Origin of the sequence: Allokutzneria oryzae (genome assembly GCF_042429765.1) — a bacterium.
GTDB classification, from domain to species: domain Bacteria; phylum Actinomycetota; class Actinomycetes; order Mycobacteriales; family Pseudonocardiaceae; genus Allokutzneria; species Allokutzneria oryzae.
The window spans coordinates 620,749-639,686 of the sequence record NZ_JBHLZU010000002.1 but is presented as its reverse complement, the minus strand read 5'-3'; the positions used below and the strand labels follow the sequence as shown (position 1 = coordinate 639,686).

Annotated in this window: 14 protein-coding genes; 1 reads left to right on the top strand and 13 read right to left on the bottom strand. The window is 69.8% G+C overall.

Going from position 1 to position 18,938, the window contains the following annotated elements; genetic code table 11:
* Positions 1-135 precede the first annotated feature (135 nt).
* Entirely contained in the window at positions 136-579 is a 444-nt protein-coding gene (locus ACFFQA_RS03270; RefSeq protein ID WP_377850047.1) for a hypothetical protein, read from the top strand.
* A gap of 41 nt (positions 580-620) precedes the next feature.
* On the opposite strand, the gene ACFFQA_RS03265 is transcribed toward ACFFQA_RS03270, so the two are convergent.
* The 13 genes from ACFFQA_RS03265 to ACFFQA_RS03205 all read right to left on the bottom strand — a co-directional run bounded on the left by ACFFQA_RS03265 (position 621) and on the right by ACFFQA_RS03205 (position 18,887).
* Positions 621-1,826, bottom strand: a complete 1,206-nt coding sequence (locus ACFFQA_RS03265) for an MFS transporter (RefSeq protein WP_377850046.1) — start codon at positions 1,824-1,826, stop codon at positions 621-623.
* Complete coding sequence (locus ACFFQA_RS03260; RefSeq protein ID WP_377850045.1) at positions 1,823-7,792, bottom strand: non-ribosomal peptide synthetase; 5,970 nt, start codon at positions 7,790-7,792, stop codon at positions 1,823-1,825. The genes ACFFQA_RS03265 and ACFFQA_RS03260 overlap by 4 nt, the downstream gene beginning before the upstream one ends.
* A 180-nt stretch (positions 7,793-7,972) precedes the next feature.
* Entirely contained in the window at positions 7,973-10,246 is a 2,274-nt protein-coding gene (locus ACFFQA_RS03255) for a RelA/SpoT family protein (RefSeq protein WP_377850215.1), read from the bottom strand.
* Positions 10,247-10,399: 153 nt separating this feature from the next.
* Entirely contained in the window at positions 10,400-10,939 is a 540-nt protein-coding gene (locus ACFFQA_RS03250) for an adenine phosphoribosyltransferase (RefSeq protein ID WP_377850044.1), read from the bottom strand.
* Positions 10,936-12,165: a protein translocase subunit SecF gene (secF, locus tag ACFFQA_RS03245; protein WP_377850043.1), complete on the bottom strand. Its 1,230-nt coding sequence runs from the start codon at positions 12,163-12,165 to the stop codon at positions 10,936-10,938. The genes ACFFQA_RS03250 and secF overlap by 4 nt, the downstream gene beginning before the upstream one ends.
* A gap of 1 nt (position 12,166) precedes the next feature.
* Positions 12,167-13,825 (bottom strand): protein translocase subunit SecD, encoded by a 1,659-nt coding sequence (secD, locus tag ACFFQA_RS03240; RefSeq protein ID WP_377850042.1) that lies wholly within the window; start codon positions 13,823-13,825, stop codon positions 12,167-12,169.
* Between the two features lie 158 nt (positions 13,826-13,983).
* Positions 13,984-14,316, bottom strand: coding sequence for a preprotein translocase subunit YajC (gene yajC / locus ACFFQA_RS03235; protein WP_377850041.1), 333 nt, complete (start codon positions 14,314-14,316; stop codon positions 13,984-13,986).
* An 80-nt stretch (positions 14,317-14,396) separates the two neighbouring features.
* Positions 14,397-15,479, bottom strand: coding sequence for a Holliday junction branch migration DNA helicase RuvB (ruvB, locus tag ACFFQA_RS03230; RefSeq protein WP_377850214.1), 1,083 nt, complete (start codon positions 15,477-15,479; stop codon positions 14,397-14,399).
* 30 nt (positions 15,480-15,509) lie between these two features.
* On the bottom strand, positions 15,510-16,112 hold the full coding sequence (gene ruvA, locus ACFFQA_RS03225; RefSeq protein ID WP_377850040.1) for a Holliday junction branch migration protein RuvA: 603 nt from the start codon (positions 16,110-16,112) through the stop codon (positions 15,510-15,512).
* The gene (ruvC, locus tag ACFFQA_RS03220) at positions 16,109-16,747 is read right to left on the bottom strand and encodes a crossover junction endodeoxyribonuclease RuvC (protein WP_377850039.1); all 639 of its coding nucleotides are present in this window, start codon (positions 16,745-16,747) and stop codon (positions 16,109-16,111) included. The genes ruvA and ruvC overlap by 4 nt, the downstream gene beginning before the upstream one ends.
* Positions 16,748-16,866: 119 nt before the next feature.
* On the bottom strand, positions 16,867-17,403 hold the full coding sequence (locus ACFFQA_RS03215; RefSeq protein ID WP_377850038.1) for a DUF4262 domain-containing protein: 537 nt from the start codon (positions 17,401-17,403) through the stop codon (positions 16,867-16,869).
* 53 nt (positions 17,404-17,456) lie between these two features.
* Positions 17,457-17,960: a DUF4262 domain-containing protein gene (locus ACFFQA_RS03210; protein WP_377850037.1), complete on the bottom strand. Its 504-nt coding sequence runs from the start codon at positions 17,958-17,960 to the stop codon at positions 17,457-17,459.
* A gap of 174 nt (positions 17,961-18,134) precedes the next feature.
* Positions 18,135-18,887 (bottom strand): YebC/PmpR family DNA-binding transcriptional regulator, encoded by a 753-nt coding sequence (locus tag ACFFQA_RS03205; RefSeq protein WP_377850036.1) that lies wholly within the window; start codon positions 18,885-18,887, stop codon positions 18,135-18,137.
* Between the last annotated feature and the right edge of the window lie 51 nt (positions 18,888-18,938).

Genomic DNA, 18,938 nt, shown 5'->3' with positions numbered 1-18,938 from the left:
TGTGCGCGGTCGTGCCCCGGACACGGCGCATCCATCTGCCGGTGGACAGCGGTGTCGGCTCGACGGTTGTCCCAGCACGGCGAGGCCCGCGGAGAGGATCCGACTATCGATTTCCACTGATTCCAGGGGGTCTGGATGCGTCCGAATCACAACGTCCTTGCGGTAACGGCCATCGCCTTCGCCGTCGCCGCCCTGGGTCTCGCCCCTGCCTCGGCGGCCCCGGCGCTGGACTGCTCCGGCTGGTGGTACCCGGACCACGCCGAGGACGTTCGCGGGCTGAAGGCGATGGTGCACCCGGACAAGGTGTACACGACGCTGTGGCGCGGCATGCAGAACACCGGTGGCATCAGGACCGAGCACTTCTGGGCCAGCATCGACGGCAACACCACACGCCAGGACGGCGTCTGGATCGACGTCTCCAACAACCAGAGGGACTGGGAGCAGTGCGGCCCGTTCTACGCGGGCGGCAACGGGCAACCGGTCGCGACCCGAGCGGTCCGGTTCGCGCACTGGACCTGGGTCCGGGGATGCTCCATCGTCCGGGGCAGCATCGCCTGCACCAGTTGGCAGCACACGTAATGCGGAGCTCGGGGCCCGTCCGCACCGGACGGGCCCCGTCACTACGCGGGCTCCTTCAAAAGCATCACCAGCACCGCGCTCGCCAGATAGAGCCCGGCGAAGATCCAGATCACCCCGGCCATGCCGAGGACACCGAAGAAAACCGCGACGATCGCGGGACCGACCAGCATGCTGGCGCCCGCACCGAGGTTGAGCGCCGCCATCGCCTGGCCTTTGTGCCCTGGAGCCAACGCGGGCACCAAGGCGGACAACGGCGCGTACGCGGCGGCGGGAGCCCCGTTGAGCGCGGCGGCGAGCAGCGCCAGCGCGTACTGCTGTCCCGCGAGCAGAGGAACGTAGTAGAGCAGCAGGACCGTGACCGCGCAGCCGACCCCGCCGAACCAGGCGATGGTGCGCCGCCACCCGAACCGGTCGCCGACGGCGCCGAAAACCAGATTGCACACCATGGTGGTCGCGCACATGACGAACGACAGCCGCAGCCACTCGGTGAGGCTGAACCCGATGGTCTGCGTGAAGAAGATCGGCATCAGGATCGGGTAGGCGTCGTAGGCCGAGCTGCAGATGCACCGCACAACAGCGCCGACGCCGACCTTCCAGTTCCGCCAGAGGATCGACACGCTGCCGAACAGCACACCGACCGGGTTCTCCCCGGAGGCGGGCGCACTGGGCTCACGCACCAGTAGCAGTGTCATCGCCCCACCGGCGAGCATGCAGGCCAAGGCGAACCACAGTGTCGGATAGGTACCGAGCAGGGGCACGAGCACGCTTGCCGACAACGCGCCGAACACGAGCAGGCCACCGACGTAGCAGAAGTAGAACCATCCAACGGCACGGCCCAGCCGGTGTTCCGGCGTCGCGGCCGTGATCCAGGTCAGAAAGGCGAAAGCGAACAACGGAAACCCGAAGCCCCGCAAGGCGAAACTGACCAGCAGCAGCGGGAAGCTCAACGTGGGCAAGGCGACCGCCAGGAACAGCACCTGGAACACCACCCAGATCACGCTGCCCAGCCACATCACCCGACGCGGTCCCCACAGGTCCGACAGCGCACCGGAGAGCCACGAGGCGACACCGACCGCGACGCCGCGAACCGTGAACAGCACCGCGATCGACTGCGTCGAGACGCCGTGGTCGGCGAGGTAGGCCGACAGGAACCCCTGGTCGATCCCCTCCCCCAGCATGAACAACAGGACACCGGGGAAACCCCACGCCAGGGAAGCGGGAATCCCCAGCCGCCGCAACCAGGTCATCGCCGCGCCTCCAGCCTGGCGGCGATCGCCGGACCGATCTCGGTGAGGGGACCCGGTCGCATCATGTCGGCGTGGGCGCAGGAGATCCGGTGCTCCTCGATCCGGCCTCCGACATACGGCCGCCAGGGCTCGGCGGACTCGGCCACACCAGCGGTGAAGAACAGCATGTCCCCGTCGAAGTGGCCGGGGGCGTGGCTGTCCATGCTCCGCACCACCGGCAGACCGCCCACGGCGTACTTCGTCAACGCGCGGACCGTGGCGTCGTCCAGCTGTGCCAGGGCGGGTTCCCGTTCGATGATCTCCGCGACCCTGGCGCGGGTCAACGGCTCGTCGCCCACCGCCTCTCTCGGCACACCGAGGTTGGTGAGAAAGCCCGACAGGACCGCGTGTTCGCTGAGCGCGGGCCCGTCGTCGCGTGGATAGGCGCTGAGCACGGCGAGCAGTCCCACCTCCTCGCCGAGCTCGCGCAGCCGGGTGGCGAGCGCGTGCACGACCACCCCGCCGAACGACCAGCCCACGAGGTGATACGGCCCGTTCGGCCGGACCGCACGGATCTGGTCGAGGTAGTCGGAGACCATCTCGTCCAGCGTCTCCGCGCACTCGTCCGGCGTGCCGATCCCGCGCGCCTGCAAGGCGTAGACCGGATGGTCCTCGCCGAGGTACCGCACCAGCCCGGAGTAGCACCAACCAAGCCCCGTGACCGGATGGACACAGAACACCGGTGCCTTCTCGCCGGTTGGCCGCAGCGCGAGCAGAACCCCCAACGCATCCGGTGCCCCGTCCGCGGCCGGGTCGGAGATCCCGTTCGCGAGACCGACGACCGTTGGTGTCTCGAACACCGCGCGCACCGGGAGGTCAACGCCCGCCACCGACCGGAACCGGCTCACCAACCGCATCGCCAACAACGAGTGACCACCGAACTCGAAGAAGTTGTCGTCCACCCCGATCTCCGGCATCCCCAGCAGCTCGGCGAAGAGTTCGCACAGGACCCGTTCGTACCGGGTCCGTGGTCGGCGACGCGACAGCTCCCGGCCCATGTCTGGCTCCGGTAACGCGGCGCGATCGACTTTTCCGTTGGGCGTCAACGGGATCGCGTCAACCGGTACGAACGCCGACGGAACCATGTAGTCGGGAAGCACCCGCTTCAGCCGGGCGCGCAGGTCGGCGACGCTCGGCCTCTCGACCTCCGCGTCAGGAACGAAGTAGGCCACAAGGCGTTGTCCCTCAGAGGAGATCACCACGGCTTGGTCGATCGCGGGATCGCCGAGCAAGGCCGCCGCCACCTCCCCCGGCTCGATCCGAATGCCACGGATCTTGACCTGGTCATCGGCCCGGCCCACGAACTCCAGCACTCCGTCACGACGCCAGCGGACGAGGTCGCCGGTCCGGTACAGCCGAGATCCCGGCGCACCAAAAGGATTCGCCACGAACCGCTGCGCCGTCAGCACTGGACGCCCGAGATAGCCACGGGACACCTGAGCACCACCGAGGAAGAGCTCGCCGACCACACCCGGCGGCACCGGCTGCAAACAAGCGTCCAACACGTACGCCTGCGTATTGCTGACCGGTCGCCCGATGACCGGGTCCGCACTGTCCCGGATGTCTGCGATCACGGTGTTGACCGTGCACTCCGCCGGACCGTAGAAGTTGTGCGCCATCCCGGTGAAACCGCGAAGATCACGCCACAGTGACTCGGGAACCGCTTCTCCACCAAGCAGAATGACACCGATCGCATCGGTGATCCCGAGCGACAGCAGGTACTTCAAGTAGGACGGCGAAGTTTCGAGGCAGTCAATCCGCTGTGCCCGCACGTACGACATGAGCACGTCCGCATCCCGGCGCACAGCATCACTGACGACATGCAGTTCATGACCACCCACAAGCCACAGCAACGGGTCCAGCGACGCATCGAATGACCATGAGGCGATGTGCGCCACACGAACGCGGTCACGCCCCAGGTGGCGCACAGCCGGAGCGTGGAGGTCGGCTTCGTGCCGCCGGAAGAGGTTCACGAGGTTGCGGTGCTCGACCACAACACCCTTGGGCCACCCGGTGGAGCCGGAGGTGTAGACGACGTAGGCGGGATTCTCCGGAAGCAACGGCCGGTTGAGGTCGGAGTCGTCCAAGTCGCCGTCGTCAGGCAGTTCAGTCACCACCAGCACCGGACTCGCGTCCTGGAGCATGTAGTCGATGCGCTGCCGCGGGTACTCCACGTCGATCGCCAGGTAGGCGGCTCCCGCCTTCGCCACGGCCAGGATCGCGACAACCATGTCCGCCGAATGTGGAAGTGCCAGTGCGACAACACGTTCTGGCGCAGCGCCACGCTCGACCAGCCTGCGCGCCAATCGGTTCGCGCGGGCGTTCAGCTCGGCGAAGGTCAGCTGGAGCCCGTCGCCGACAACCGCCACCGCATCGGGAGTGCGGGCGACCTGAGCCTCGAACAGCTCCGGCAACGTCGATGCGGTGACCGGCACCGCTGTGTCGTTCCAGTCCACCACGACACGGTCGCGCTCCGCTTTCGACAGAACGTCAACTCGGCTCAACGGGGCCCGTGGATCAGCCGCAACACCTCGCAGCACGAGCAGAAGCCGCCGCGCGAATTCCTCCACAGTGGACGGATCGAAGAGGTCGGAGCGGTACTCGATCTTGCCTGCGGTACCGACGAGCGTGAAACACAGGTCGAACTTCGAGGTCACCTGCTCGATCGGCTCGCGCTTGACGGCAAGACCGGGCAGGCGGAGATCGGCGGTCTCCTCGGGCAGGTACACCACCATCACCTGGAACAGCGGGTGCCGGGCGGACGACCTCGGCGGGTTCAGCTCCTCGACCAGCAGCTCGAACGGCAGGTCCTGGTTCCCGAAAGCGGCCAGGTCGGTGTCACGAACGCGGCTCAGCAGCTCGGCGAACGACGGATCCCCCGACGTGTCCACGCGGAGCACGAGCGTGTTCAGGAAGAAGCCGACCAGATCCCGCAGCGCGTCGTCGGTGCGACCGGAAATGGGGCTGCCCAAGGGGATGTCGGTGCCCGCGCCGAGCTTGGTCAGCAGGGCCGCGACCGCGGCGTGGAACACCATGAACACGCTGACACCGTGCTGGCCGGCGAGCCAGCGCAGGTCGTCGTGCAGCCACTGGTCGATCTCGAACTCCACCGCACCTCCCCGATCTGAGGGCACGGCGGGACGGGGCCGGTCAACCGGCAAGGCGAGCTCGTCCGGGATGCCGCTCAGCGCCTGCCGCCAGTAGGTCAGCTGGTCGGCAGTGTGCAGTTCCCGTTGCCAGAGCGCGAAATCCGCGTACTGCACCGGCAACGGCGACCAGTCCGGCTCTCGCCCGGCGGTCCTGGCCGTGTACGCGGTCGCGAGGTCACGGGTCAGCGGGAGCATCGACCAGTCGTCGCTGGCGATGTGGTGGAGCACCACCGTGATCACGTGCTCGTCCGGTGCGACCTCGAAGACGGACACCCGCAGCGGGATCTCCCTGTCCAGCGCGAAAGCTCGCTCGACGTCCGCCGGACCGACCGTGACAGGCGGATCTGGCTCCTCCAGCACCACCTGATGCGGCTCGCCGTCGACAACGGGGTAGATCGTCCGCAGACTCTCGTGCCGGGCAAGGAGATCACCCACAGCCGCACGCAGCGCGTTGACATCCAGGGCGCCGGTGACCCGCCAGGCGACGGGAACGTTGTAGGCGCAACTGTGCTCGTCGACCTGACGCAGCAACCACATCCGTTGCTGAGGAAAGGAAAGCGGAGTCCGCACGGGACGATTCCTAGGCACCAGCGGGCTTCGTGCCATCCGCCCGTGCGGCAGCAGCTCGGCAAGTCGCGCCGGCGTGCCCGCATCGAAGACCGCGCGCAGCGGGATCTCCACGCCGAGCGCTGTCCGAATCCGGCTGACCAGCCGCATGGCCAGCAACGAATGCCCGCCAAGAGCGAGGAAGTCGTCATCGACGCCAACGCGGTCGAAGCCGAGAAGATCAGCGAACGCGGCACACAGCGCCGCCTCGACCGGAGTCCGCGCCGCCGCACCGGACACCACGCCGGAGAAATCGGGGTCGGGCAAGGCATCGCGGTCGATCTTCCCGTTCGCCGTCAACGGCAGACCGCCGAGGACGACCACTGCGTCGGGCACCATGTGCTCCGGCAGGAACTCACGCACCCGAGCCGTGTCAGGCGGCGTGTCGGCCACGACGTAGGCGAGCAACCTCTGGTCCCGCGCGATCACCACCGCTTCGGAGACGCACGGGTCGGCGAGCAGCACCGCCTCGATCTCGGAGGGCTCGATGCGATACCCGCGAACCTTGATCTGATCGTCGAGCCGCCCCAGGAACTCCAGCTCCCCCAGGCGGTTCCACCGTGCCAGGTCCCCGGTGCGGAACATCACCGCCCCGGGCGGGCCGAACGGACAGGCGACGAACCGCTGCGCGGTCAGTCCCGGCCGGTTCAGGTAGCCCTGCGCGACACCGGCTCCAGCGATGTAGAGCTCGCCAGGCACGCCAACGGGAACAGGTCGCATGCGTCCGTCCAACACGTAGACGCGTGCCCCTCGGATCGGCCGCCCGATCGGCACCGGCCCGGATGGCGCCGTGGCACCGGGCTCGATGCGTCGCACCACGCAACCGACCGTGGCCTCAGTCGGGCCGTACTCGTTGACGACGGTGGCTTCGGGGTGGTTGGACCGCCACTCCAGCAACATCTCTCCGGTGAGCTGCTCACCGCCGACGACCAGGTCGGTGACGGTCGGCAGACCGGGGAGCACGGCGAGGTGCGCCGGTGTCGCCTTGACGAACTCGGTGCCCGGCGGCAGCCCATCGGCCAAGTCCGCCAACTGAATCCGGCCACCGGACACCAGCGGCGTGTACAACGCGGTGACGGTGAGGTCGAAGGACACCGGCGAGTGCACCACCGCGTCGCACCGTGCCCCGGGATAGGCGTCCTTGGCGAACAGCAGGTAGGCCGTCAGCGCCCGGTGGCTGACGACGACTCCCTTCGGCTGGCCCGTCGAACCCGAGGTGTAGATGACGTACGCGGCACACTCGGGCGTGACCGGCACCCCCGGGTCGGTGTCCAGCAGATCGTCCGGAACCGTTGGGGAGTCAAGGGAAATCTCGACCACACCGTCGAAGCGCTTGCGGCCCGTGGTCACGACCGCCACCGGGCACGCGTCGGTGAGCATGAACCGAGCTCGCTCCTCCGGGTAGTCCGGTTCGACGAACAGGTAGGCTGCGCCGGCCTTGAGAACCGCGAGCAACGCCACCGGCAGCTCAACCGTCCGCGACAACGCCACGGCGACATACCGCCCGGGTCCTGCGCCGTGCCGGATCAGCAAGTGCGCCAACCGGTTGGCACGAGCGTTCAACTCCCGGTAGCTCAGCTCCACGCCTTGCCGCACAACCGCCGTGGCGTCCGGAGTCCGCTCCACCTGTCGCTCGAACAGCACCGGCAACGGCGTGTCCGACTCAGCCGCACCAGTGTCGTTGTACGTCACCACGAGCCGGTGGTGCTCCTCGGCCGTCGTCACCTCCAGGCGACTCAAAGCCAGCTCCGGGTTGGCGACCACCTGGTCCACTACCCACCGCAACCGGTCCGTGAGGACCTCCACACTGTCCACATCGAACAGATCGTGGCCGTACTCGACGATCCCTTCGACACCGCGGGGAAACACGGCGGAGCCGCCCACCCGTGCCAGCAGCTCCACGAAACTCGGATCTCCCGATGTGTCCACACGCACCACAGCGGAGTCCCCGCCGGGAATGGCGACGCGAATCGGAATGTCCTCGCCCGCGCCCAATCGGGTCAGCAACGCCGCGAACCCGGCGAGCAGCGCGTGTGGAACGGGTGTCCCGGTCGCTTCAGAAAGCCGCGCGAGACCACCGCGGATCTCCTGGGCCAACGAGAACGAGGCAGTGCGGCCACGCCGGTTCAGCACCTCGGGCGCGCTATTCGCACCGCGCGAAAGCGAACGCATGAAACCTTCCCTGAGCCACCGCCGGAGCAACCGGCTGAACCCACCTCACCTGGGAGTGCGCGGCATGAAGTGCGCGCGCGGACTGCACAGGAGCGTGACGTGGCAACTCGGGAAAAGCCACACCTGAGTTCGGCCTTGGTCGAACTCAGGTGCAATTGTTTTGCAGCGCCGAAAGGTCGATCAGTTCGCCGAGGTCACCCGGTACACGTCGTAGACGCCCTCGACGTTGCGGACGACCTTGAGCACGTGGCCCAAGTGCTTCGGGTCCCCCATCTCGAAGGCGAAGCGGCTGACCGCCACCCGGTCCCGCGAGGTGGTCACCGAGGCCGAGAGGATGTTCACCCGCTCGTCCGCCAGCACCTTGGTCACGTCGGAGAGCAGCCGGTGCCGGTCGAGCGCCTCGACCTGGATGGACACCAGGAACATCGACGAGGCCGACGGCGCCCACTCCACCTCCAGCAGCCGTTCCGGCGACGCCTGGAGCTCGTCGGCGTTGGTGCAGTCCGTGCGGTGCACGCTGACCCCGCCGCCCCGGGTGACGAAGCCGAGGATCTGGTCGCCCGGCACCGGGGTGCAGCAGCGGGCCAGCTTCACCCACACGTCGGTGACGCCCTTGACCACCACACCCGCGTCCGTGCCGCGACGCCGCTGCACCGTGGACGGGGTGGACCGGTCGGCGAGCTCCTCCTCGGCGTGCTCGACCCCGCCGAGCACCGCCAGCAGCCGCTGCACCACGTACCGCCCGCCGACGTGGCCCTCGCCGACGGCGGCGTAGAGGGAGCTGACGTCGTGGTAGCGCAGCTCGCGGGCGAGCGCGGTCATCGAGTCCACCGACACCAGGCGCTGCATCGGCAGGCCGACGCGGCGGACCTCCTTGGCGATGGCGTCCTTGCCCGCCTCGATCGCCTCCTCGCGGCGCTCCTTGGCGAACCACTGCTTGATCTTCGCCTTGGCCCTGGGCGATGCGGCGAAGGACAGCCAGTCCCGCGACGGCCCCGCGCCCTCGGCCTTCGAGGTGAAGATCTCGATGACCTCACCGTTCTCCAGCTTGCGCTCCAGCGCGACCAGCCTGCCGTTGACGCGCGCGCCGATGCAGCGGTGCCCCACCTCGGTGTGCACCGCGTAGGCGAAGTCCACCGGTGTGGAGCCCGCGGGCAGCGTGATCACGTCGCCCTTGGGGGTGAAGACGAAGATCTCCCGCCCTGCCAGCTCGTAGCGCAGCGACTCCAGGAACTCGCCGGGGTCGGCCGCCTCGCGCTGCCAGTCCAGCAGCTGGCGCATCCACGCCATCTCGTCGACCTCGACGGAGCGGCCCGCGTGCGAGCCCTTGGTCTCCTTGTAGCGCCAGTGCGCCGCGATGCCGTACTCCGCGGTGCGGTGCATCTCGTGCGTGCGGATCTGCACTTCCAGCGGCTTGCCGTCCGGCCCGATCACCGTGGTGTGCAGCGACTGGTAGACGCCGAAGCGCGGCTGCGCGATGTAGTCCTTGAACCGGCCCGGCATCGGCTGCCACAGCGCGTGCACCACGCCCATCGCGGCGTAGCAGTCGCGGACCTCGTCCAGCTGGATGCGCACGCCGACCAGGTCGTGGATGTCGTCGAAGTCGCGGCCGCGGACGATCATCTTCTGGTGGATGGAGTAGTAGTGCTTGGGGCGGCCCTCCACCTTCGCCACGATGCGCGCGGCGTCGAGGTTGGCCGAGATCTCCTGGATCACCGTGCGCAGGTAGGTGTCCCGCGACGGCGCGCGGTTGGCGACCAGGCGCACGATCTCGTCGTACTTCTTCGGCTGGAGGATGGCGAAGGCCAGGTCCTCCAGCTCCCACTTCACCGTGGCCATGCCGAGGCGGTGGGCGAGCGGGGAGAGCACCTCCAGCGTCTCCCGCGCCTTGCGGGCCTGCTTCTCCGGCGGCAGGAAGCGCATCGTGCGCATGTTGTGCAACCGGTCGGAGAGCTTGATCACCAGCACCCTGGGGTCGCGGGCCATCGCGATCACCATCTTGCGGATGGTCTCCGCCTCGGCCGCCGCGCCCAGCTTGACCTTGTCCAACTTGGTGACGCCGTCGACCAGGTGCGCGACCACGTCGCCGAAGTCCTCGCGCAGCTGGTCCAGCGAGTAGTCGGTGTCCTCGACGGTGTCGTGCAGCAGCGCCGCGACCAGCGTCGTGGTGTCCATGCCCAGCTCGGCCAGGATCGTGGCCACCGCGAGCGGGTGGGTGATGTAGGGGTCACCGGACTTGCGGCGCTGGTGGCGGTGCTTCTCCTCGGCCACGTCGTAGGCCCGCTGCAGCAGCGCCAGGTCGGCCTTGGGGTGCAGCTCGCGGTGCACCGCGGCCAGTGGCTCCAGCACCTGCTTGACCGAGGTGGCCCGCTGGGCGGTGATGCGCCGCGCCAGTCTGGCCCGGACGCGGCGGGTCGCCGACGGCGCCCGCTCCTGCGGTACCGGTTGCGCCATCGCGGAGGCGGATTCGACCTCTTGACTCACCGCGTTCTCCCCGCTGTCGCCACTGCACACTCCCGACCCGGAAAGACGAGGATAACTCCGACGGGCTGCGTCTTTTCACCAGTGCTTCGGAGAACGTGATCGCGATACGTCGAGCTGCCCTCCTCACACGGTGAGCAGCGACCGCACCTTCCGCCCGGCGAGTCGGTCCCGACCGTTCAGCGCGGCGAGTTCCATCACCACCGAAACGACCGAGACCTCCGCTCCCACGTACTCCACCAACGCGCAGGCCGCCTCGACTGTTCCCCCGGTCGCCAGCACGTCGTCGACGACCAGCGCCCGCGCGCCGGGCGCCAGCGTGCCCTCCGGCAGCTCCAGCGCCGCCGTGCCGTACTCCAGGTCGTAGTCGACGCGGTGCGCGACCGCGGGCAGCTTGCCCGGCTTGCGCACGCCGACGACGCCGAGGCCGAGCTTGTGCGCGACGGCGGCACCGAGCAGGAAGCCCCTGGACTCGATGCCGACCACCACGTCCGTGCCCTCGGCGGCGTGCAGGGCCATCGCGTCCACGACCACCCGGAACCCCTCGGCGTCGGCGAGCAGCGGGCTCAGGTCGCGGAAGAGCACCCCCGCCTGGGGGAAGTCCGCCACCTCGCGGATGAGCCCGCTGACCCGCCGCACGTCCTCGGCGAGGCCCTGCGAGCTCACCTGCGCTTCTTCCCGGTGGGCCGGCCCGAGGACTTGCCGGTCGGGCGGGCCTTGCGGGACTCCGGTCCCTTGCCGGTGCGCGCGGGCACGCTGGAGGCCGCGGCGTAGGCCGCCTCCTTGCGCAGCTCGGCGTCCAGCGCCTCGTCGTCGGTGGACTCGACGCCGGCGTCGGCCGCGGCGGCCTTGCGGGCCAGGTTCGCCCTGCGGGCGGCGACCCGCTCGGCCTGCTGCCTGATCTTCGGGTCGAGCAGCTTGAGGTCCACCAGCAGCGGGGTCGCCAGGAAGATCGAGGAGAACGCGCCCGCGATCATGCCGGTCATCTGCACCAGCGCCAGGTCCTTGAGGGTGCCGACGCCGAGCACGCCCACCCCGACCACCAGCAGGCCGAGCACCGGGAGCACCGCGATCAGCGAGGTGTTCAGCGAGCGCATCAGCGTCTGGTTCAGCGCCAGGTTCGACGCCTCGGCGTAGGTGCGCCTGGTCAGGCCCAGGATGCCCCTGGTGTTCTCCTTGACCTTGTCGAAGACGACCACGGTGTCGTAGAGCGAGAAACCGAGGATCGTCAGCAGGCCGATGATCGTGCCCGGCGTCAGCTCGAAGCCGACGATCGAGTACACGCCCGCGGTGATCGTGGTGTCGAAGATCAGTGCCACCAGCGCGGAGACGGCCATCCAGCGCTCGAAGTAGACCGCGAGGAAGATCGTCACCAGCACCAGGAACACGATCAGCGCGATGATCGCCTGGTTGGTGATCTCACCACCCCAGGAGCCGCTGACCGCGCTGTCGCTGATCGCCTGGAGGCCGCCGGTGGGCTGGAGCTTGTCCGCCAGCGCGGTCTTGAGCTTGGTGACCTGGTCGGCGTTGAGCGTCTCGGAGCGGATCATCAGCTGCTGGCTGGCGCCGGTGCCCGCCAGCTGCACCGTCGCGGGCTCCTCGCCGAGCGCGTCGATGAAGACCCGCTTCGCCTCGTCGGCGCTGATCTGCTTGCTGACCCCGGCGGCGGGCATCTGCAGCTTGGTGCCGCCGACGAAGTCGATGCCCAGGTTGAAGCCGCGGAAGAGCATCGAGCCGAGGCAGACCACGAACACGATCACCGTGAAGACGTACCAGCGGCGGCGCTTGCCGACGATGTCGAACGCGCCGTTGCCCAGGTAGAGCCGGTTGAAGACACTGGGGCGCTTGCCGGGGGTACCGGCGCCCTCGGTGGGGGTCTCCGGAGTGGACACCTCAGGCCTCCTTCGTGGCCGGCGCGCCGGACGTCTTGGCGTACGTGCGGCCCGCGGCCGCGGTGCGGTGCGCCTCGCCGAGCCCGGACCATGCGGGCTGGGACAGCAGCTTGGACTTGGATGCCAGCGCCACCAGCGGGTGGGTCACCAGGAACACGACGACGAGGTCGAGCACGGTGGACATGCCCAGGGTGAACGCGAAGCCCTTCACCTGGCCGACGGCCAGGATGTAGAGCACCGCGGCGGCCAGGAAGCTGACGGCGTCGGCGGACAGGATCGTGCGGCGGGCGCGGACCCAGCCGCGCGGCACGGCGCTGCGGAAGGACCGGCCCTCGCGGACCTCGTCCTTGAGCCGTTCGAAGAAGACGATGAACGAGTCCGCGGTGATGCCGATCGCCACGATGAACCCGGCGATGCCCGCGAGGTCCAGCGTGAAGCCGATCCAGCGGCCCAGCAGCACCAGCACGCCGTAGATGATCAGCGCGGCCAGGCCGAGCGAGAGCACGGTCAGCACGCCGAGGGCGCGGTAGTAGAACATGCAGTAGGCGAAGACCAGGACCAGGCCGACGGCGCCCGCGATCAGGCCGGCCTGCATCGACGCCAGGCCCAGGGTGGCCGAGACCGTCTCGGCCTCGGACTGGTCGAAGGCCAGCGGCAGCGAGCCGTACTTGAGGATGTTGGCCAGGTCCTGCGCCTCCGGCAGGGTGAACCGGCCGCTGATCTGGGTGTTGCCGCCCAGGATCGGCTCGTTGATGTTCGGCGCGGACACCACGCGGCCGTCGAGCACGAACGCGGCGCGCTTGCCGACGTTGGCCGAGGTGAACTTGCTCCAGATGTCGCTGCCCGCGGCGCGGAAGGTCACCGAGACGACGAAGCCGGGGCTGTTCTGGTCCTGGCCCGCGCCCGCGTCGGCGATCTCCCTCCCCGGCAGGAACACCGGCTCCAGCACGAACTTCTCGCTGTTGTCGTCGGCGCAGGTGACCAGCGGCAGCTTCGGGTCGTCCAGGCCGCGCAGCGGGTCGGGGGCGGCGCAGTCCAGCGTGGCCAGCGCCTGGGCCTGGACCTGCGGGTCGGTGCTCTGCCGCAGCGCGCGGGCCTTGGCGACGTCCTCGGCGTTGGCGCCGCCGGGCGCCGGGGCGGGCTGCTGCTGCTCGGCGGCGGGAACGGCCCTGCCCTGCGGCTTCGGCGTGGTGGTGCCCGGACCGGCGTTCGGCGGGGTGGTCGGCGCGGGCGTGCCCGGCTTGCCGCTCGGGGTGGGCTGCTGCGGGGCGGCGGGCTGGTTCGGCACGGCCTGCGCGACGCGGCGGAAGTTCAGGTCCGCGGTCCGGCCGAGGCTCTTGGCCTCGTCGCCGCGCTCACCGGGAACGGTGATGACCAGGTTGTTGCCGTCGCGCACCACCTCGGCGCCGCTGACCCCGATGCCGTTGACGCGCTGCTCGATGATCTGGCGCGCGCGGTCGATGGACTCCGGGGGCGGTTGCTGGCCGTCCGTCGAGCGCACGGTGAGCGTGACCCTGGTGCCACCCTGGAGATCGATTCCCAGTTTCGGGACCGGCCTGCCGTCCCCGGTGAAGAACACCAGGGAGTACATGAAGCCGACAATCAGGATGAATGCGCCAAGGTATCGCCCTGGACGGATATGCCCAGCCGGAGGTGCCACGGTAGGTCGATCTCCTCAAGCACGGTGGTGTGTGAGCTGATGAGCCCGGGTCGGCTCACAGCCTTGCGCCCCCACCCGATGTGCATGTGGGTGGGGGCGCAGCATATAGCGTCAGGCCGGCCCTCTTTCAGGGCCATTCTGTTGTTGCTCTGTTTGTCCTACTTGTTCTTTTGCTCCTCGAGAGGCGCCGCGACCTCGGCGGTGGTGCCGGTCGTGGTCTCCGCGGCCTCTTCGGTCTCCGCGGTGTCCTCGACCTGGTCCTGGACCTTCTCGCGGATGGCCTGGCGCAGCCACGTGGTGTGCACGCCGGGGGCCAGCTCAAGCTCGATGGTGGTGTCGTCGGAGGCGTCCACCACGGTGGCGTACAGACCGGAGCTGGTCATCACCCGGTCACCAGGACCGAGGGAGTTCTGCAGCTGCTGCATCTCCGCGTACACCTTCTTCTGCTTGCGCGCGCTGAGGAACAGCGGAAGCGCAAGGACAACGAGCATCAGAGGAAGGATGAAAGAGGAGAGATCCATCGTTCTCGTCTCCGGCGGCGCGCTCGCCGCCTGGTGTCGTCACGTCCGAATTATTCGGTTCTATCGGTCCCGAGTGTGCCACGGCCGAGGTCCTCGACCTGCGCGGGTGGCTGTTCACCCGGCGCGGTGGGCGGGGGCTCCATGCCGAGGTGGCGCCAGGCGGCCCCGGTGGCGACCCGCCCGCGCGGGGTCCTGGCGAGCATCCCGGCCCGCACCAGGTAGGGCTCGCAGACCTCTTCCACCGTAGACGGTTCCTCGCCGACGGCAACGGCCAGCGTCGAGACGCCGACCGGACCTCCGCCGAAGGAGCGGACCAGCGCGTTCAGCACGGCCCGGTCCAGCCGGTCCAGTCCCAGCTCGTCCACGTCGTAGACGCTGAGCGCGGCCCGCGCCACCTCCAGCGTGACCGCGCCGTCCGCGCGCACCTCGGCGTAGTCGCGGACCCGGCGCAGCAGCCGGTTGGCGATCCGCGGCGTGCCTCGGGAGCGCCGGGCGATCTCGTGCGCGCCGTCGGGCCGCAGGTCGACGCCGAGGATCCCGGCGGCGCGGCGCAGCACCCGCTCCAGCTCGCCGGGCACGTAGAACTCCATGTGCGCGGTGAACCCGAAGCGGTCGCGCAGCGGGCCGGTCAGCGCCCCGGACCGCGTGGTCGCTCCGACCAGGGTGAACGGGGCGATCTCCAGCGGGATGCTGGTCGCGCCGGGGCCCTTTCCGACGACGACGTCGACCCGGAAGTCCTCCATCGCCAGGTAGAGCATCTCCTCGGCGGGCCGGGCGATGCGGTGGATCTCGTCGATGAACAGCACGTCGCCCTCGGCGAGGTTGGACAGCATCGACGCGAGGTCGCCCGCCCGCTCCAGCGCCGGACCCGACGTCACCCGCAGCGCGGTGCCCAGCTCGGCGGCGATGATCATGGCGAGGCTCGTCTTGCCGAGGCCGGGCGGCCCGGACAGCAGCACGTGGTCCGGGGGCGAGCCGCGGCGCAGCGCCCCCGTCAGCACCAGCTCCAGCTGCTCGCGCACGCGCTGCTGGCCGACGAACTCGCCGAGGGTGCGCGGCCGGAGGCTGGTCTCCAGGTCGTGCTCGGCCGGGGCCGCGTAGGGGTCGAGCGGAGCCTCGCCGAACTCGTCCAGGTCGCCGGGGAAGTCGGTCACGCCGCCTGCCTACCGCTTGCGGCCGAGCGTGGCCAGCGCCCTGCGCAGCAGCGCGGGGGTGTCCAGGTCGGCCCCGCCGTCGGCGATGACCGACTCCACGGCCTGGTCGGCCTGCTTGGCGGTGAAGCCCAGCCCGGCGAGCGCCTCGGCCACCTGGGACCGCGACTGGCCCGCGGCGGGGGCGGGGGCCGTCGTGTCGGCGGCGGGGGTGAGCGCGCCGACCTTGTCGCGCAGCTCGATGATCAGCCGCTCGGCGCCCTTGCGGCCGATGCCGGGGACCTGGGTGAGCGTGGTGATGTTGCCGTCGGACAGCGCCCGGCACAGCGCCTCCGGTTCGAGCACCGCGAGCGCGGACAGCGCCAGTCTCGGGCCGACCCCGGAGACGGTCTGCAACAGCCCGAACAGCATCCGCGCGTCGGCGTCGGCGAAGCCGTAGAGCGTCAGCGAGTCCTCGCGCACGACCAGCGTGGTGGCCAGCTGCGCCTGCTCGCCCCGGCGCAGGGTGGCCAGGGTCGCCGGGATGGTGTGCACGGCGAGGCCGACCCCGCCGACCTCGACCACGGCGTGGTCCAGGCCGACCGAGAGCACCGTGCCGCGTACCGAGGAGATCACCGAGTAGTCCCTTTCCTGTTCCGCTCGCGCTCGGCCAGGGTGGCGGCGCGCACCTTACCGGCGGTGCCGGGGGCGGTGGTCCTCGCCGCCGCGGCGAGCCGGGCCTGGTGCGCGCGGCCGAGCTCCGCGGCCCGCGACCTGGCCTCGGCCAGCCGGGACTGCATCGGCGAGCGCCACAGGTGGCAGATGGCCAGGCCGAGCGCGTCCGCGGCGTCGGCGGGCCGCGGCGGCTCCGCCAGCCCGAGCAACCGCGTCACCATCAGCGTCACCTGGGCCTTGTCGGCGCGGCCGGAGCCGGTGATGGCGGTCTTCATCTCGCTCGGCGTGTGGAAGGCGACCGGCAGGCCCCTGCGGGCGGCGGACAGCGCCACCACACCGGCGGCCTGCGCGGTGCCGATCACCGTGCTGACGTTGTTCTGGCTGAAGACCCGCTCGATCGCCACGACCTGCGGGCGGTGCCGGTCCAGCCACTCCTCGACCCCGTCGGCCACCAGCAGCAGCCGCTTGGCGAGGTCGAGCTCGGCGGGGGTGCGCACCACGCCGACGTCGACGAAGCGCACGGACCGGCCGGTGCCGCCGTCGACGACGGCCACCCCGCACCGGGTCAGCCCGGGGTCGACTCCCAGCACCCGCACGCCGTCACCACTCCCGCCAACCAGCCCTGCCGAACACTCGTTCGAAACCATACGGGGCGGGCGCGGCGGGCGGGCACGGGGACACGCGGGAAGGCGCCCGACCCCGCGAGCGGGTCGGGTCAGGGCCCGGTGATCCCGGACAGCCAGGTCTCGGGCGCCCCGCTGTCGGTGAGCACCGGCTGCGCGGCCCGCAGCCGCGGGTCGGCGCCGGCCTGCCACGGCCACACCCGGTCCTCGTCCGGCCAGAGCATCTGCAGCACCGGGAACTCCCCGTCCGGGTAGAGGAAGAACCCCGACGCCAGCCACTCCGGGTACAGCCGGGGACCGACGAACTCGAACATCACCGGGTAGTCCCCGAAGAACCCGTCGTAGCCGACCCCCGGCTCGAAGGTCTCCCCGGCGATGATCCGCTCGGCGTAGCACCGCACCAGCTCCGCGGCGAGCGGCCGCGGGGCGATCACGATCACCTCGGGCGCGCGGTGCATGCACCACAGTCCCACCGAGTACACGAACCCGGGCTGGACCCGGTCGAGGTAGGGATCGTGCTCCGCCTGGACGGCGACCATCGTGTAGTCGTGCTCGGCGACCTGCCGCATCAGCTTCCTGCGCACGTCCTCCGTCGAGGACCCGCCGCACATGTCACACATCGACTCCATCTCCCTTTGCTGGACAGCCCCATTCGAACACACGTTCGAATGGGGCGCCAGCGTCAGGGACCGTCGACGCCGGGAGTCCAACTTTCGGGCGAACCCGAATCGGTGAGCACCGGCTGGTACTCGGCGAAGCCGGGCGGCGCGTCGGCGGACCACGGCCAGTGCCCGTCCGGGGTGCGCGCCACCATCTGCAGCGCGGGGAAGTCCCCCGCGGGGTGCAGCAGGAAGGCGCTGCCGAAGAACTGCGGGTAGTACGGCTTGGCCACCCGCTCGAACGTGACGGGGCAGTCCACCAGGAAGCCGCCGTAGACCCCGCCGGGCGAGAACCGCTCCCCCATGCTGGCCCTGGACACGTAGTCGTTGATCACGACCTCGGAGACCTCGGGCGGCAGCCCGATCGCGACCACCTCGGGCAGCCCGAACCGGCGCCACGCGCCGACGGAGAACGCGTAGGGCGGGTGGTCCTCGCCCTCGATCTGGATCACGGCGGTGCCGTGCGCCTCGGTGGTCTCCAGCAGCCACCGGCGCAGGTCCTCGTCGCTCTGCTCCAGCTGGGTCATCGCACGGCCTCCGCCCGGCGAGGGGGTACGGACTGTGACACGGGGAGTACGGACAAACTCGGCACGTCGCCATTCTGCCGGGCGATGACCACCCATCGGTGTAACAGCCTTGCCACAGCATGAAGAAACCGCGCCGGGCGGAGCGCCCGGCGCGGTGTCCATCGAGCTGGGGCCTCAGTCGTCGAGCTCGGCCATGACCTCGTCGGAGATGTCGACGTTGGAGAAGACGTTCTGCACGTCGTCGCAGTCCTCCAGCGCGTCGATCAGCTTGAGCACCTTGCGCGCGCCGTCGACGTTCACCGGGACGCTCATGTCCGGGACGAAGTTGGCCTCCGCCGAGTCGTAGTCGATGCCCGCCTTCTGCAGCGCGGTGCGCACCTCGACCAGGTCGGTCGGCTCCGAGACCACCTCGAAGCTCTCGCCGAGGTCGTTGACCTCCTCCGCGCCCGCGTCCAGCACCGCGCCGAGCACGTCGTCCTCGCTGAGCTCGCCCTTGGGCAGCAGCACGACGCCCTTGCGGTTGAACAGGTAGGCCACCGAGCCCGGGTCGGCCATGTTGCCGCCGTTGCGGGTCATCGCGGTGCGCACCTCGCCCGCGGCGCGGTTGCGGTTGTCGGTGAGGCACTCGATCAGCACGGCGACGCCGTTGGGGCCGTAGCCCTCGTACATGATCGTCTGGTAGTCCGCTCCGCCCGCCTCGGCGCCGGAGCCGCGCTTGACCGCCCGCTGGATGTTGTCCAGCGGCACCGAGCTCTTGCGCGCCTTCTGGATGGCGTCGTAGAGCGTGGGGTTGCCGTCGGGGTCACCGCCACCGGTGCGCGCGGCGACCTCGATGTTCTTGATCAGCTTCGCGAAGAGCTTGCCTCGCTTGGCATCGATGGCGGCCTTCTTGTGCTTCGTGGTGGCCCACTTGGAGTGGCCGCTCATCTCTCCTCCAGGTCCAGCCGTCGGCGACGACGGCGATCGCAGACTTCTCCG